The sequence below is a fragment of the Duganella callida genome (assembly GCF_004614165.1).
Classification (GTDB): Bacteria; Pseudomonadota; Gammaproteobacteria; order Burkholderiales; family Burkholderiaceae_D; genus Rugamonas; species Rugamonas callida.
Window position 1 is genome coordinate 35,184 of record NZ_SPVG01000178.1, and the last position, 15,984, is coordinate 51,167.

General features: G+C 65.2%; 15 protein-coding genes and 1 pseudogene. 7 read left to right on the forward strand and 9 right to left on the reverse strand.

Translation table 11 applies throughout. From position 1 onward, the window contains the following. Positions 1 to 39: 39 nt before the first annotated feature. From E4L98_RS17235 to E4L98_RS17250, 4 genes are all read right to left on the reverse strand, one after another. The gene (locus tag E4L98_RS17235; RefSeq protein WP_135202778.1) at positions 40 to 1,293 is read right to left on the reverse strand and encodes an MFS transporter; all 1,254 of its coding nucleotides are present in this window, start codon (positions 1,291 to 1,293) and stop codon (positions 40 to 42) included. A 131-nt stretch (positions 1,294 to 1,424) separates the two neighbouring features. Beyond that, complete coding sequence (locus tag E4L98_RS17240) at positions 1,425 to 1,895, reverse strand: carboxymuconolactone decarboxylase family protein (protein ID WP_135202779.1); 471 nt, start codon at positions 1,893 to 1,895, stop codon at positions 1,425 to 1,427. A 103-nt stretch (positions 1,896 to 1,998) separates the two neighbouring features. Beyond that, complete coding sequence (locus E4L98_RS17245) at positions 1,999 to 2,745, reverse strand: sensor histidine kinase (protein WP_135202780.1); 747 nt, start codon at positions 2,743 to 2,745, stop codon at positions 1,999 to 2,001. A gap of 25 nt (positions 2,746 to 2,770) precedes the next feature. Further along, positions 2,771 to 3,661, reverse strand: a complete 891-nt coding sequence (locus tag E4L98_RS17250) for an RNA polymerase sigma-70 factor (RefSeq protein WP_135202781.1) — start codon at positions 3,659 to 3,661, stop codon at positions 2,771 to 2,773. Between the two features lie 184 nt (positions 3,662 to 3,845). Between E4L98_RS17250 and E4L98_RS17255 the strand changes: the two genes are divergently transcribed. Then, positions 3,846 to 4,295, forward strand: coding sequence for a carboxymuconolactone decarboxylase family protein (locus E4L98_RS17255; protein ID WP_135202782.1), 450 nt, complete (start codon positions 3,846 to 3,848; stop codon positions 4,293 to 4,295). Positions 4,296 to 4,304: 9 nt separating this feature from the next. Here the strand turns inward: E4L98_RS17255 and E4L98_RS17260 are convergent, their stop codons facing one another. The 5 genes from E4L98_RS17260 to ompA form a co-directional block, all read right to left on the reverse strand. Next, the gene (locus E4L98_RS17260) at positions 4,305 to 5,402 is read right to left on the reverse strand and encodes a hypothetical protein (protein WP_135202783.1); all 1,098 of its coding nucleotides are present in this window, start codon (positions 5,400 to 5,402) and stop codon (positions 4,305 to 4,307) included. Positions 5,403 to 5,506: 104 nt separating this feature from the next. Beyond that, positions 5,507 to 6,535 carry a hypothetical protein gene (locus E4L98_RS17265; protein WP_135202784.1) on the reverse strand — a complete coding sequence of 343 codons (1,029 nt, stop codon included), beginning with the start codon at positions 6,533 to 6,535 and terminating at the stop codon, positions 5,507 to 5,509. A 97-nt stretch (positions 6,536 to 6,632) separates the two neighbouring features. After that, the gene (locus E4L98_RS17270) at positions 6,633 to 7,322 is read right to left on the reverse strand and encodes an HAD family hydrolase (RefSeq protein ID WP_135202785.1); all 690 of its coding nucleotides are present in this window, start codon (positions 7,320 to 7,322) and stop codon (positions 6,633 to 6,635) included. A 4-nt stretch (positions 7,323 to 7,326) separates the two neighbouring features. Beyond that, entirely contained in the window at positions 7,327 to 8,022 is a 696-nt protein-coding gene (gene ubiG / locus E4L98_RS17275) for a bifunctional 2-polyprenyl-6-hydroxyphenol methylase/3-demethylubiquinol 3-O-methyltransferase UbiG (protein ID WP_135202786.1), read from the reverse strand. An 85-nt stretch (positions 8,023 to 8,107) separates the two neighbouring features. Further along, on the reverse strand, positions 8,108 to 8,821 hold the full coding sequence (gene ompA / locus E4L98_RS17280; RefSeq protein WP_135202787.1) for an outer membrane protein OmpA: 714 nt from the start codon (positions 8,819 to 8,821) through the stop codon (positions 8,108 to 8,110). A 409-nt stretch (positions 8,822 to 9,230) separates the two neighbouring features. Here ompA and gyrA point away from each other — a divergent pair, with 409 nt between their 5' ends. From gyrA to E4L98_RS30745, 6 genes and pseudogenes are all read left to right on the forward strand, one after another. Then, positions 9,231 to 11,873 carry a DNA gyrase subunit A gene (gyrA, locus tag E4L98_RS17285; RefSeq protein WP_135202788.1) on the forward strand — a complete coding sequence of 881 codons (2,643 nt, stop codon included), beginning with the start codon at positions 9,231 to 9,233 and terminating at the stop codon, positions 11,871 to 11,873. Between the two features lie 88 nt (positions 11,874 to 11,961). Continuing rightward, on the forward strand, positions 11,962 to 12,504 hold the full coding sequence (locus E4L98_RS17290; protein ID WP_135202789.1) for a DUF2059 domain-containing protein: 543 nt from the start codon (positions 11,962 to 11,964) through the stop codon (positions 12,502 to 12,504). A gap of 18 nt (positions 12,505 to 12,522) precedes the next feature. Further along, entirely contained in the window at positions 12,523 to 13,626 is a 1,104-nt protein-coding gene (serC, locus tag E4L98_RS17295) for a 3-phosphoserine/phosphohydroxythreonine transaminase (RefSeq protein WP_135202790.1), read from the forward strand. Further along, on the forward strand, positions 13,623 to 14,696 hold the full coding sequence (gene pheA, locus E4L98_RS17300) for a prephenate dehydratase (protein WP_135202791.1): 1,074 nt from the start codon (positions 13,623 to 13,625) through the stop codon (positions 14,694 to 14,696). Before serC ends, pheA begins: the two co-directional genes overlap by 4 nt. A 17-nt stretch (positions 14,697 to 14,713) precedes the next feature. Further along, positions 14,714 to 15,823, forward strand: a complete 1,110-nt coding sequence (hisC, locus tag E4L98_RS17305; RefSeq protein ID WP_135202792.1) for a histidinol-phosphate transaminase — start codon at positions 14,714 to 14,716, stop codon at positions 15,821 to 15,823. Continuing rightward, positions 15,824 to 15,984, forward strand: a pseudogene (locus E4L98_RS30745) (prephenate dehydrogenase/arogenate dehydrogenase family protein); the annotation flags it as partial. It lies immediately after the preceding gene.

Genomic DNA, 15,984 nt, shown 5'->3' on the forward strand with positions numbered 1-15,984 from the left:
GTCGGGATGCAGCAAAAAATCGCGGCATCCCGTCCCACTTCAGCGGCCTGCCTTGCGCTGCAGCAGGCTAAAGATGGCCAGGCCGGTGGCGGTCAGCACGAAGCCGGCCCAGGCGGGCGACAACAGGCCGAAGCCGGCGTCGATGGCGCCGCCGCCGGCCCAGGCGCCGATGGCGTTGCCCAGGTTACAGGCGGCCAGGGTCATGGCACCCATCAGCGACGGCGCTTCCGGCGCCAGCCTGGTCAGGTGCACCTGCATGGTCGGAATGGCCGCCATCAGGCCGGCGCCGAGGGCGAACAGGGCCGGAAACAACACCCAAGGCTGCTGGCCTTGCACGGCCAGCACCGTCAGCACCACCAGCGCGCTGCCGAAGCCCAGCACCAGGCCGCGCATCGGATACAGGTCGGCCAGACGGCCGCCGGCGGTATTGCCGACGGTCATGCCGATGCCGAACATGGCCAGTGCCAGCGGGATCATGGCCGGCGCCAGCCGCGCCGCGTCGGTGACGATGGGGCCGACGAAGGTGTAGATGGCGAACAGGCTGGCGATGCCGGTGCTGGCCACCGCCATGATCGCCCACACCCGGCCTTTGCGCAGGGCGGACAGTTCCTGGATGATGGGCGCGCCGTCCAGCGCCGCCGTGCGCGGCAGCCACTGGCGGATCGCCAGCAGCGCCAGGGTCGACAGCGCCGCCACGGCCAGATAGGTTTCGCGCCAGCCCAGATGCTGGCCGAGGAAGGTGGCCAGCGGCGAACCGATGATGGTGGCCACGGTCAGGCCGGTCATGACGATGGCGAACGCGCGGCCCGACTGGCCGGGCCCCATGATGTAGGAGGCGACCATGGCGCCGGCGCCGAAATAGGCGCCCTGCGGCAGACCGGCGAGGAAGCGCGCCGCCATCAGTTGCGGCAGGCTGGCGGCCAGCGCCGACAGCACGTTGCCGAGAATAAACAGCGCCATCAGCGCCAGCAGCAGGGTGCGGCGGTTCAGACGGGCGGCAGCCAGGGTGACGGCCGGGGCGCCGATCACCACGCCCAGCGCGTAGGCGGTGACGGCGCCGGTGGCCTGCGGCACGGCGATGCCCAGGCTGGCGGAGATCAGCTGGATGATGCCCATGCTGGCGAATTCCGAGGTGCCGATCACGAAGCTGCCGAGCGCCAGGGCGAACAGCGCCAGCGCGCGGCTGAGAGGGGGGGCGATGGACGTCGGCGGCGGGACCGCCTTGGCGCCACCTGCCGGCGGCAGGTGGGCAGCCTGGCCAGCCCGCAGGGCTGGAGATGCTGGAGAGGTCATGTCAATTTCCTTCTATGTGAGTTGCGCGCCCGAGGCCAGGCGTTCTGGATGACCTCACTATGGCCCGCGCTCACATATTCCGGAAATTTATTCTTTGGATTTTAGATATTCACCAAAGTTTATGACTGGTGTCAAAAGCCCGGCGCCGGCACTTCCGGAATCTGGTTGTGCAGGCTGGCGTTGATGGCGTTCCAACCGCGGATGACGGCGATGCCGTAGCTGATTTCGGCGATTTCGGTGTCGTTGAAGTGGGTCTTCAGCAGGTCGAAATCGGCATCGGTCGGCTGCTTGTGCGGCAGGGCGTTGACCGCTTCGGCCCAGTTCAGGGCGGCGCGTTCGCGCTCGCTGAAGAACGAGGCCGGAGCGTCGCGCCAGCCGGCGATGGCGTTGATGTGGCGCGGCTCCATTTCCTGCTTGATCAGATCGCGCCAGTGCATGTCGACGCACACGCCGCAGCCGTTGAGCTGCGATACGCGCAGGTTGATCAGTTCCACCAGGCGGTGGCCCAGCGAGCTTTTTTTCACCGATGCGGACAGCGCGATCATGGCCTGCAGGTTGGCCGGCGCCAGTTGGAAGAAAGGAATGCGGGCAGTTTGCGACATGATGTTTCACCTTTCGGGTTGAGACGGGAGGCGCACCATTGCGCCCTCGATACCTGTTAGACGGGCCAGCCGTTCAGCTTGTGACAGGCCGGCGGGATTTTTTTCAAGGCGCGGGCACCAGCAGGCGCACCGCGGTGCCGCCCTCGGCGCGGCGCCGGATGGTCAGCCGGCAGCCGATCAGCGCGGCGCGCTCGCGCATGCCGGTCAGGCCCCATTTGTCGCCGCTGTCGGCCAGGCCGGCCTGCTCCAGCAACGCTGCCGCGATGCCGACGCCGTCATCGGTCACGCTCAGCGCCAGCGCCCCGCCGTGCCAGTCCAGTCGTACCGCCACGCTGTCGGCCTGGGCGTGGCGGATGGCATTCGCGATGGCTTCGCTGGCAATGTTGTACACCTCGCAGATCACCGGTGGCCGCAGCCCGGCCGGCGTGCCGCTGCTGAGCACCGACACGCGCACCGGCCCGTCGCGGTGGAACAGCCGCGCGCGCTCTGCCAGGGCTTGCGCCAGGCCTGCCGCGCCGGGGCCGGCGCGCAGATCCTGCAATTGCTGGCGGCCTTCCCGCATCACGCTGGCGGTCAGGTCCAGCAGGTGGGTCAGGTCGCGTCGTTCCGCCGAATCGCTCGGCATACGCCGCACGCAGGCGTGCAGGCGCAGGGTCAGCGATTCCACGCTTTGCAGATAGGTGTCGTGCAGCACGCGCGCGATGCGTTCGCGTTCGTCGCGGATGCCGCGCAACTGTGCGCCGGCCAGCCACCGGCGATGCGTCTGCCGCAACTGGCAGACCAGGCCGAGGCACAGCAGGTACACGAAATAGGGGAGGGTGGCGCGCAGGGCGCCGGCAATGACTTCCATTGGACAAAACGAGCTGGGCCGCTCTTCAGAACAGCGTCTGCGGCACGTCGGCCAGCTTGTCCGGGTTGCGCACGATGAACACCGCGGTGATGCTGCCGTCTTCGATGCGGAACGATTGCGCCGATTCCAGCTTGCCGGCGACGTAACGCAGCAAGCCGGGTTCGCCGTTGACGTGGGCCAGGCGGTACGCCACCTGCTGCGGATACTGGTGCTCCAGCGACCAGAACGAGCCGGCCACGCGGCCGGCGCCATGCAGGATGTTGAGGTAGGCGTTGACCTTGCCGCCGCCGTCGGCCACCAGCTGCACATCGTCGGCCAGCATGGCTTTCATGGCATCGCGGTCGCCGGCCTGGGCAGCCGTCATGAAACGGCTCAGCAGCTCGCGGTGCTGCTCGCGCGGCACGCTGAAGCGCGGCTTCTCCTGCTGCACGCGCTCCTGCGCGCGATGCACCATCTGCCGGCAGGCCGCCTCGGTCTTGCCCAGCACGCCGGCGATGTCGGCGTAGTCCTGGTCGAACACCTGGCGCATCAGGAACGCGGTGCGCTCCTCGGGCGACAGGCGTTCCAGCACCCACATGAAGGCCATCGACACTTCGCTGGCGGTTTCCGCCGCGCGCTCCGGCGTGCGTTCGTCGAGTTCGACGATCGGCTCCGGCAGCCACCAGCCGACATAGGCTTCGCGCTCCGGCATGCGGCTGCGCAGCCGGTCCAGCGCCAGCCGGGTGGTGATGGTGACCAGCCACGCTTCCGCCGACTGCACCGCTGCGTGGTCGCTGTCGTGCCAGCGCAGCCAGGCGTCCTGCACCACGTCCTCGGCGTCGGCGCGGATGCCCAGCATGCGGTAGGCGGTAGCGAACAGGCGCGGGCGCAGCGCCGCAAAGGTGGTCAGCGCGTCGGTGGTGGATTGCTTGCTCATGATGGTTTCTGCGGAGTGGTCCTGCAACTTAGACGTGCCGGCAGCGGGCTTTGTGACAAGCATAGCGTATTCACGCCATTTTTTTTTCACCCGACTGTCACAGTGCGTTGCCGCCGGCCGTCTTACAGACGGGGGGCTTCGATGCCCCGCCTTTTTTCCCCTTAAACGACAAGCAAAGGCCATCATGAAACGCGCAAACTGGTTTCAACTTTCGCCGGACGGAGCAAAAGCTCTGGGCGGCGTCCATCAATTCGTCACCCATGGCACGCAGCTGCCTGGCCAGCTGATTCACCTGGTATTCCTGCGGGTGTCGCAGATTAACGGCTGCGCCCACTGCATCGATCTGCATACGCGGGATCTGATCAAAGAGGGCATGTCGGTCGATAAGCTGGTGCTGGTGCCGGTGTGGCACGAGGCCGAGTACCTGTTTTCCGAACAGGAGCGCGCCGCGCTGGCGTGGGCGGAAGAGGTGACGCGCGTCAGCGAAACGCACGCCTCCGACGAGGCTTACGCGGCGGCGTCCGCGGTATTCGAGCAGCGCGATCTGGTCGACCTGACCATCGCCATCGCCGCGATGAATGCCTTCAACCGCATGGGGATCAGCTTCCGTCTGCCGCCGGCCGCGAAGGCCTGAGCCCCGGACTTATTTTTTGGCGGGAGGCGGCGGCACGCGCCTGACCACGATAGTGCCATCGACGATGGTGCAGTCGATGATGTGGTTGCGCCCCGGCTCGACGTGGCGCGAATACAGGTCGTGGTACGTGCCGGCGTCTTCCAGCCGCAGGTCGATGCGGAATTCCTGCAGGTTGTTGCTGGCCTGGATTTCGCGCATGCGCTGCTTGCGGATGTCGGCTTCCTTGTCGGTGCGGCCGTGCATTTCCGGTCCCTCGAAATAGCGGATCAGCGCGCACTCGATGGCGTCGATGCGGTCCTTGAGCAGCATGTCGGCCGCCACCGGATTCTGGTTGACGTCGAAGCCGGCCGGGTCGCCGTCGGACGACTGCACCTCCACGTTCATACGCTGAATCATCAGCAGCATGTCGTTGTCCTCGCTGTGATGCTGATGCACGCGTTGGACCGGCATCAGGCGCGCGCGCCCCAGCCGGTTCTGCGGGTCCTTGGTCTGGCCCACGTACTGCACCTGGGTCTTGTAGTGCAGGTTGTTCTCGTACTGCTGCAGCACGTCGTGGATCGACAAGGCTTCCACCAGCCCGCCCCAGTTCAGGGTGAGGAAACGGTCGGTCAGGGCCACCGTGGGCTTTTTCAGGGTGGCGGCGAACGGCACCTCCAGCTCCAGCGTGATGCTGTCCTTTTTTTCTTCCGGTCCCACCAGCAGCGGCACCGTCAGCTTCAGCGAAAAGAAGCCCCAACTGGTGCTGCGCGCGGTGTCGAAGCGCACCCGCGGACGGTTGACGGCAAAATAGATCAGCCGCTTCTGGCTGGTCGCTTCCAGGTCGAACTGCATGCGGCGCAGATGGCGGCCGACCGGATCGCGGATGTCCGGCGCTTCCGGGAAGCCGGCGATCAGGTCGTACCAGTGGAATTTGGCCTCGGCCACGGTGACCACCCAGGTCTGCGGCGCGGCGGTGCGGCGCGGCAGCAGCGGCAGCAGTTCTTCCATTTCGTCCTGCGGCTGCGCCACCAGGTCGTGGAATGGTTCCGGCGCGTTGTCGTCGAACAGCGCGCCTATGCCCAGCTCCTCCGGCGACGGATCGGGATAATCGTCGTCGTCGTCGTTCATTGCGGGCTCCAGGGTGTCATAGTGCCGTCATTATAGTAGCTGAGGTCAAATATTTCCATGTGGAAATTAAATCAACCTGCCGGTACCAAACAATGTAACACTAGTCAGCCCTTGGCGCCCTTGGCCGGCGGCGGGAGTGGCATGGGCGCAACTTGCGCCTGGCCGTCGGCGACGTAACAGCTGAGCAGGTGGCGCGGCGCGGCGCTCACCAGCTCCGAACTCAGCGTGTTGTAATAGCCGCAGTCGGCCAGTTCCAGGTCGATGGTGTACTGCACCAGGTGATTGGCGGCCTGCACGGCGACGATGCGCTCGCTGCGCGCCTTGCGCTCGTCCGGCTTGCGCAGGCGCGGCGCGCTGCCTTCGAAATAGCGGATCAGCGCCGCCTCGATCATGTCGGCGCGTTCGGCCTGCAGCGCCTCGGCCGCCTGCGGATGAGCGTTGTGCGGCAGGGCGGCCGGATCGCCGTCGGCGCCGCTGACCGCCACCTCGGTGCCGATCACCAGCAGCAGGATGTCGTAATCCATGCCGTACTGGGCGCGCAGCTTGTGCATGGCCGGCAGTCGGCCCTTGCCCAGGCGCCGCTCGGGATCGCGGGTCTGGCCGACGTAGTGCACCACGCTGGCGTGCTTCAGCGTGTGGCCGTAGGTGCGCAGCAGGTCGTGCACCGAATACACCTCCAGGTGGCCGCCCCAGTTCAGGCTGATGAAGCTGTCGGTCAGCGTCACGGTCGGCTTTTTCATGGTGGCGGCGAACGGCACCTTGAGCTCGATGGTGATGTTTTCGCGGCTCTGGCTGGCGCCCATCAGCAGCGGCAGCGTCAGCCGCAGCGAGAAGAAGCCCCATTGCACCACGCCGGTCAGGTCGAAGCGCACGCGCGGCCGCGTCACGGCCAGGAAGATGTGCGGCTTCTCGGCCGTGGCTTCCAGCTCGAACTGCATGCGCCGCATGTAGCGGCCGATGGGGTCGTTGATGTCCGGCTTGTCGGCGAAGCCGGCGGTCAGGTCGTACCAGTGGTAGCGGGCGTCGGCCACGCGCACCATCCAGCTTTGCGGCGCGCCGCCGCCGTGCAGGGGCAGGGCGGCGAGGGCGGCGGAGGGCTGCGGGGTCTGGGCAGCTGGTTCAGAAAAACTCATGATGCTCCCGGTGGAAACGGTTGGGGTACTAAGCAATCATGTGAAGACTATACTGAATGTATCCGTGCGGCAATAAAATTATGGTGACAGGTTGCGTTTACGCCGCCAACACGCGGCCGGCCAGCGCCTGCCGCAACAGCGCCAGCAGGTCGTCCGGGTGCTGGCACAGGTAGTCGGCGTTCCAGGCCAGCGGCTCGGTGGCGCCGCAATAGCCCCAGCCGCAGGCGATGGTCGGCATGCCGGCGGCCTGGCCGGCCAGGATGTCGCGCAGATCGTCGCCGGCGTACCAGCACTGTGCCGGCGCCAGGTTGAGGCGGCGCGCGGCTTCCAGCAGCGGCGCCGGGTGCGGCTTGGCGTGCGGCGTGGTGTCGCCCGAAATCGCGCAGGCCGCGTGATCCAGGCCGATCTGCGGCAGCAGCGGATCGGTGAAACGCATCGGCTTGTTGGTGACGATGCCCCACTGCAGCCCGGCCGCCTCGATCCCGGCCAGCAGCGCGGGGACGCCATCGAACAGCGCGGTATGCACGGCGATGGCCGCGGCGTAATTGCTGAAGAAGCCCAGGCGCAGCTCCTCGTAGCCGGCATCCTCCGGCTTGAGGCCGAACGACGCGCCTATCATGCCGCGCGCGCCGGCCGAGGCGGTGGGGCGCAGCACGTCATAGGCGGTGGGTTCCAGGCCGCGCACGCTGCGCAGCAGGTTGACGGCGGCGGCCAGGTCGGGCGCGGTGTCGGCCAGGGTACCATCGAGATCGAACAGGATGGCGCGCGGCGGAGGCAGCATGGTCATGGCTTTACAAAGGGCGGCGCGCGGCCACCAGGTAATTGACGCTGGTGTCGTCGTTGAGCGAATAAATTTTGGTCAGCGGGTTGTAGCCCATGCCCTTGAAGCCCTGCACCTCCAGCCCGGCGCTGCGGATGAACTGCGACAGCTCGGACGGCGTGATGAACTTGTCGTAGTCGTGGGTGCCTTTCGGCAGCAGGCGCAGCACGTATTCGGCGCCGATCACGGCAAACAGATACGCCTTCGGATTGCGGTTCAGGGTCGAGAAGAACACATGACCGCCCGGCTTGACCAGCGCCGCGCAGGCGCGCACGATGGCGGCCGGATCGGGCACGTGTTCGAGCATTTCCATGCAGGTCACCACATCGTACTGGTCCGGCTCCTGGGCCGCCATCTCCTCGGCGGCGATCAGCTTGTAGCGCACCTGCACGCCCGATTCCAGCGAATGCAGATCGGCCACCTTCAGCGCCTTCTCGCCGAGGTCGATGCCGGTGACGGTGGCGCCCCTGCGCGCCATCGACTCGCTGAGGATGCCGCCGCCGCAGCCGATGTCGATCACGTTCTTGCCGGCCAGCGGCGCGCGCGCGTTGATCCATTCCAGGCGCAGCGGATTAATTTCGTGCAGCGGACGGAACTCGGAGGTCGGATCCCACCAGCGGTGCGCGAGTTCGGAAAATTTTTGCAGTTCTAATGGATCGGCGTTCATGGTGTCGGTGATAAAAACGATGGCATATTCTACCGCATAAAAAAACCCCGCCGCAGCGGGGTTTTGCGTGCGTCAGCGCAGCCGATTACTTGCTGGTGCCGACCACTTCGATTTCTACGCGACGGTTCTTGGCGCGGCCTTCGGCGGTCTTGTTGTCCGCCACTGGCTGCTTCTCGCCCTTGCCTTCGGTGTACACGCGGTTGGCTTCCACACCTTTGGAGATGATGTAAGCCTTGACCGCTTCGGCACGACGTACCGACAGCTTCTGGTTGTACTCGTCGGTGCCCACCGAGTCGGTGTGGCCGACGGCGATGATCACTTCCAGGTTGATCGAACCCAGTTTCGAGGTCAGATCGTCCAGCTTGGCTTTGCCTTCAGGCTTCAGCACGGCTTTGTCGAAGTCGAAGAAGGCGTCGGCGGCGAAGCTGACCTTCTGTGCGGTCGGCACAGGGGCCGGCGCTGGAGCCGGGGCCGGCGCGGCAGGCGCTGGTGCGGCTGGCGGTGGTGGCGGCGGCGGCGCCACGCACTTGCCGTTTTCCAGCTTCTCTGGTTCGACGCAGATCGGCAGATCGCAGCCTGGCACGGCGTCCGCCGGGGTCCAGTAGCCGGTGCGCCAGCACAGGCCGAACGGGTCGCGTGCGATGATGCCGCGCGCATCCTGCAGGTAGGCGCTCTTCGGGGTCGGCGCCTTGATGTCCTGGGTGACTGGCGCGTACGGTGGCGCGGTAGGCGCGGTCTGGGCGATGGCCGAACCGGCAAATGCAGCCGAGATGGCCAGCATCGAAATCAGTTTTTTCATATTTTTCTTCCTTTCGGGGGTGATATCTATCTGCAGAAAACTGCGCGACGCGTTCTTTGCGTGGGGCGAATTCTACCACGCAGGGGCGTCACGGCCGTTTTCCGCTTGCGAATCAAGCAATTGACTTCTCGTCCATTTTGCCACAAGCGATTCCGGTCGTTTAAAGGGCGCCAACCGCGCGCCGTTCGGCATCCAACCAAAATGTTGTTTTGTTGCAACGTGATTGTCGATAATAATTGAGTAATGTGTCATGAATATTACAAGTTGTTACCGTGCGGCGATCCCTGCAACACCGCATGAATGCTGGCTGGGCCGCAAAATCCGCTGGTGGCCGTGCGCGCATGCTAAAATCGTACGCTTGCCTGTCTCTTGGGAGAGGCTTAATAAACCACAGTAAAACGACCCGCCAATGGATCAATTCGCAAAAGAAACAATCCCTATTTCACTCGAAGAAGAGATGCGCAAGAGCTACCTCGATTACGCCATGAGCGTGATCGTGGGCCGTGCTCTGCCGGACGTGCGCGACGGCCTCAAGCCGGTGCACCGCCGGGTTTTGTACTCGATGCATGAATCGAATTACGTGTGGAACCGTGCCTACGTCAAGTGCGCCCGTGTGGTGGGCGACACCATGGGTAAATACCACCCGCACGGCGACGCCTCCATTTACGACACGCTGGTGCGCATGGCGCAGGACTTTTCGCTGCGCTACATGCTGGTCGACGGTCAGGGCAACTTCGGCTCGGTCGACGGCGACGGCGCGGCGGCGATGCGTTACACCGAGTGCCGCCTCGACAAGATTTCCAGCGAACTGCTGGCCGACATCGACAAGGACACGGTCGACTTCCAGCCCAACTACGACGGCAAGGAAAAGGAACCGACGGTCTTGCCGACCCGCATCCCCAACCTGCTGATCAACGGCTCGTCCGGCATCGCGGTGGGCATGGCCACCAACATCCCGCCGCACAACCTGCACGAAGTGATCGCCGGCGCGCTGCACGTGCTGGGCCACCCGGACTGCACGATCGACGAGCTGATCGAACTGATCCCGGCGCCCGACTTCCCCACCGGCGGCATCATCTATGGCGTCTCCGGCGTGCGCGACGGCTATCGCACCGGCCGCGGCCGCGTGGTGATGCGCGCCAAGACCCACTTCGAGGAATACGGCAAGGACGGCGGCCGCACCGCCATCATCGTCGACGAGCTGCCCTACCAGGTCAACAAGAAATCGCTGCTGGAGCGCATCGCCGAAAACGTGCGCGACAAGAAGCTGGACGGCATTTCCGACATCCGCGACGAGTCCGACAAGTCGGGCATGCGCGTGGTGATCGAGCTGAAGCGCGGCGAAGTGCCGGACGTGGTGCTGAACAACCTGTACAAGCAAACCCAGCTGCAAGACACTTTCGGCATGAACATGGTGGCGCTGGTCGACGGCCAGCCGCGCCTGCTGAACCTGAAGGAAATGCTGCAATGCTTCCTGTCGCACCGCCGCGAAGTGGTCACGCGCCGCACCGTGTTCGAGCTGCGCAAGGCGCGCGAACGCGGCCACGTGCTGGAAGGCCTGGCGGTGGCGCTGGCGAACATCGATGAATTCATCGCCATCATCAAGGCCGCGCCGACCCCGCCGGTGGCCAAGGCCGAGCTGATGAACCGTTCCTGGGATTCGTCGCTGGTGCGCGAGATGCTGTCCCGCACCGGCGAAGGCGAGCACCCGAACAGCGTCGACGCCTTCCGTCCGGAACATCTGCCCAAGCATTACGGCATGCAGGCTGACGGCCTGTACAAGCTGTCCGACGACCAGGCGCAGGAAATCCTGCAAATGCGTCTGCAGCGCCTGACCGGCCTGGAACAGGACAAGATCGTCAACGAGTACAAGGACGTGATGGCGGAAATCGCCGACCTGCTGGACATCCTGGCCAAGCCGGCGCGCGTGACCACCATCATCACCGACGAACTGACCTCGGTGGTGACCGAGTTCGGCAACCCGGAAAAGGATCCGCGCCGTTCCTCGATCGAGCACAACGCCAGCGACCTGAATACCGAAGACCTGATCACGCCGCAGGACATGGTGGTGACCCTGTCGCACACCGGCTACATGAAGTCGCAGCCGATCTCCGAGTACCGCGCGCAGAAGCGCGGCGGCCGCGGCAAGCAGGCCATGGCCACCAAGGACGAGGACTGGATCGACCAGCTGTTCATCGCCAACACCCACGACTACATCCTGTGCTTCTCCAACCGCGGCCGCCTGTACTGGCTGAAGGTGTGGGAAGTGCCGCAAGGCTCGCGCAACTCGCGCGGCAAGCCGATCGTGAACATGTTCCCGCTGGCCGACAACGAGAAGATCACGGTGATCCTGCCGCTGTCCGGCGACAACCGCACCTTCCCGGAAGACCACTATGTGTTCATGTCGACCAGCCTGGGCACCGTCAAGAAGACGCCGCTGAAGGACTTCAGCAACCCGCGCAAGGCCGGCATCATCGCGGTCGACCTGGACGAGGGCGACTTCCTGATCGGCGCCGCGCTGACCGATGGCGAACACGATGTGATGCTGTTCTCCGACGCCGGCAAGGCGGTGCGCTTCGACGAGAACGACGTGCGTCCGATGGGCCGCAACGCCCGCGGCGTGCGCGGCATGAACCTGGACGAGGGCCAGCGCGTGATCGCGCTGCTGGTGGCCGAGAACGAGCAGCAGTCGGTGCTGACCGCGACCGAGAACGGCTTCGGCAAGCGCACCCCGATCATCGAGTACACCCGTCACGGCCGCGGCACCAAGGGCATGATCGCGATCCAGACCTCCGAGCGTAACGGCAAGGTGGTGGCGGCGACGCTGGTCGATTCGACCGACGAGATCATGCTGATCACCACCGGCGGTGTGCTGATCCGCACCCGCGTGTCGGAGATCCGCGAGATGGGCCGCGCGACCCAGGGCGTGACCCTGATCGCGGTGGAAGACGGCACCAAGCTGTCCGGCCTGCAGCGCGTGGTCGAAACCGACATCGATGAAGTCGAGCTGGAACCGGGCCCGGATTCCAAGCCGAACGACGCAGCAGAGTAAAGCGGCGGACGCCAGTCCGTCAGCGCGGGGCCAGGTTTGCCGTACCATACGGCGGGACTGGCCCCGTTTTTATTTGGAGGTGTTCAAGATGAAGAAAATCGTAGCCTCGTTGTTCACTGCGGTGGCCCTGGTCTGCGCCGCGCCGGCCATGGCGCAGCAAGCGCAGCCCGATCCGGCCGCCGTCGCCGCCGCCAAGGACTTGTTCGACTCGATGAACTACCGCGCCGTCATGCACGGCATGATGCAGCAGATGGCGCAGGGACTGGCCGGCTCGATGCGCGCCGGCGCCACCGCCGCCATCAACAACAACGCCAAGCTGAGCGCCGAGGAAAAGCAGAAGGCGCTGGCCAAGATGGAAGCCGACCTGCCGGCCGCCGTCAACACCATGCAGACGGTGATGAACGATCCTGGCATGATCGACGAGATCATCGACCAGACGGTGCCGATCTACGCGCGCAATTTCAGCGCCGATGAGCTCAAGCAGATCGCCGCCTTCTACCGCACGCCGGTGGGGCAGAAGATGCTGGCCAACATGCCCAAGCTGATGGGCGAGGGCATGCAGGTGGGGCAGCAGATCGTCGCGCGCCGTCTCGGTCCCATGCTGCAGAAGGCGCAGCAGGAACAGAAATAATCACACTCAAGGAACGCAATGACTCAGATCTACAATTTCTCCGCCGGCCCTGCCGTCCTGCCGAAAGAGGTGCTGGCGCAAGCCGCCGCCGAAATGCTGGACTGGCACGGCAGCGGCATGTCGGTGATGGAGATGAGCCACCGCGGACCGGAATTCATATCGATTTACAAGGCGGCCGAGCGCGACCTGCGCGAGCTGCTGGCAGTACCGGACAATTACAAGATCCTGTTCATGCAGGGCGGCGGTCTGTCGCAGAACGCCCTGATTCCGTTGAATCTGCTGGGCCACAAGCCCGACGGCGCGACGATCGATTTTATCCACACCGGTTCGTGGTCGGACAAATCCATCAAGGAAGCGCGCAAGTACGCGCATGTGAACGTGGCCGCCTCGTCGACCACGGCGGTGCCGCCGCAGGCCGAATGGCGGCTCACGCCCGGCGCGGCCTACCTGCACATGTGCACCAACGAGACCATCGGCGGCGTCGAATACGATGTCAGCGGCAATCAGCCGGATGCCGGCGACCCGCGCCTGGCCGGCGTGCCGCTGGTGGCCGACATGTCCTCGCACATTCTGTCGCGCGTGATCGACGTGTCGAAATTCGGCGTGATCTTCGCCGGCGCGCAGAAGAACATCGGCCCGGCCGGCGTCACCATCGTCATCATCCGCGACGACTTGCTGGGCAAGGCGCTGCCGGTCTGCCCGTCGGCCTTCGACTTCAAGCTGGTGGCCGACAACGAATCGATGTACAACACGCCGCCCACCTACGGCATCTACATCGCCGGCCTGGTGTTCCAGTGGCTCAAGCGCCAGGGCGGCGTGGCCGAGATGGAGCGCCGCGCCATCGCCAAGGCGGCGCTGCTGTACCACGCTCTGGACCACAACGACTTCTACGAAACCCGCGTGGCGAAATCCAGCCGCTCGCGCATGAACGTGCCTTTCTACCTGAAGGACGAAAGCAGGAACGAAGCATTCCTGGCCGGCGCCAAGGCGCGCGGCCTGCTGCAACTGAAGGGCCACAAGTCCGTCGGCGGTATGCGCGCATCGATTTATAACGCGATGCCTATCGAGGGCGTGCAAGCGCTCGTAGACTACCTGAACGAATTCGCTGCCCAACAAAGATGAACGACAAACTGAAACCCTTGCGCGAAAAGATCGATGCCATCGATGCGCAAATCCTCGACCTGCTGAACCAGCGCGCGCAAGTGGCGCAGGAAGTGGGTCACGTCAAGGCGGAAACCGGCGCGCCCGTGTTCCGTCCCGAACGCGAAGCGCAGGTGCTGCGCGGCGTCGCCGAACGCAATCCCGGCCCGATGGGCAATGCCGAGCTGCAGACCATCTGGCGCGAAATCATGTCCGCCTGCCGCTCGCTGGAAAAGCGCGTCACCGTGGCCTTCCTCGGCCCGGCCGGCACCTACAGCGAACAGGCGGTGTACCAGCAGTTCGGCACTGCCGTCGATGTGCTGCCTTGCTCGTCCATCGACGAAGTATTCCGCGCCACCGAGGCGGGCACCGCGGAATTCGGTGTGGTGCCGGTCGAGAATTCGACCGAGGGCGCCATCGGCCGCACGCTGGACCTGCTGCTGCATACGCCGCTGACCATCAGCGGCGAGGTGTCGATCGCCGTGCGTCACAGCCTGCTGACCGCCACCGGCAACATGGACGGCGTGAAGGTGATCTGCGCCCACGCGCAGGCGCTGGCCCAGTGCCAGATCTGGCTGAACAACAATTACCCGGACATCGAACGCCGCGCGGTATCGTCGAATGCGGAAGCGGCCATCATGGCGCGCGACGACAAGACCATCGCTGCGATTGCCGGCGAGCGCGCCGGCGTGCGCTACTCGCTGGGCACGGTGAAGGCCAACATCCAGGACGACCCGCACAACCGCACGCGCTTCGCCGTGATCGGCTCGCTGCAGCCCGGCCCGTCGGGCGACGACCGCACCTCGCTGGCGCTGGCCGCGCCGCACAAGGCCGGCTCCATCTACCGCCTGCTTGGATCGCTGGCGCAGCATGGCGTGTCGATGACGCGCTTCGAATCGCGGCCGGCGCGCACCGGCACCTGGGAATACTACTTCTACGTCGACGTGCAGGGCCACATCCAGGATGAGGCGGTGGCCAGGGCGTTGGCGGAATTGCAGGGCAACGCCGCCTTCTTCAAGATGCTGGGCTCCTACCCGGTGAGCCTGACCTGATAACAAAGAGAGACACTATGAGCAAGAACTACGGTCCGGAATACGTCCGCGCCATCGCCCCTTACCAGGCCGGCAAACCGATCGCGGAAGTCGCGCGCGAGTTCGGCCTGGATGAGGCCAAGATCGTCAAACTGGCATCGAACGAGAACCCGTTCGGCGTGCCGGAATCGGCAAAGCAGGCCATGGCCGCCGCCGTGGCGGAGCTGGGGCGCTACCCGGACGCCAATGGCTTCGACCTGAAAGGCGCGCTGTCGCAGCGTTATGACGTGCCGGCTGACTGGATCACGCTGGGCAACGGCTCCAACGACATCCTGGAAATCGCCGCGCATGCCTTCGTGGAGCGCGGCCAGTCCATCGTCTATGCGCAGTATTCGTTCGCGGTGTACGCGCTGGCGACGCAGGGCATCGGCGCGCAGCACATCGTGGTGCCGGCCAAGGCGCACGGCCACGACCTGCCGGCCATGCTGGCGGCGATCCGCGACGACACCCGTCTGGTGTTCATCGCCAACCCGAACAACCCGACCGGCACCTTCATCCCGGCGGCCGAGATCGAAGGGTTCCTGTCCAAGGTACCGGCCCATGTGGTGGTGGTGCTGGACGAGGCCTACAACGAATTTCTGGCCGAAGAAAACCAGTTCGAGTCGGCGGCCTGGGTCAAGAAGTATCCCAACCTGCTGGTGTCGCGCACCTTCTCCAAGGCGTATGGCCTGGCGGGATTGCGCGTCGGCTTCGCGATTGCGCAGCCGGCGCTGACGGATCTGATGAACCGCATCCGCCAGCCGTTCAACGTCAACTCGCTGGCGCAGGCGGCGGCGATCGCTGCGCTGAACGACAGGGAATTCCTGGCCAAGGGCGCGGACAACAACCGCGCCGGCTACGAACAGCTGGTGGCGGCGTTCGACAAACTGGGGCTGGAGTACGTGCCTTCGTACGGCAACTTCGTGCTGGTGAAAGTCGGCGACGATGCCGGCGCCGGCGCGCGCATCAACCTGGCATTGCTGAAGCAGGGCGTGATCGTGCGCCCGGTCGGCAACTACGGTCTGCATGAATGGCTGCGCATCTCGATCGGCCTGCCGGAAGAGAACGAAGTATTCATCGAAGCCCTGACCCACGCGCTGGCGGAGTAAATGCTGAACAAAGTTCTCATCTTCGGCGTGGGCTTGATCGGCGGCTCGTTCGCGCGCGCGCTCAGGCAGGCGGGCTTGGTGCGGACCATCGTCGGCATCGACCGCTCGCCGGCCTCGCTGGCGCGGGCGCTGGAGCTGGGCCTCATCGACGTGGCCGGCCC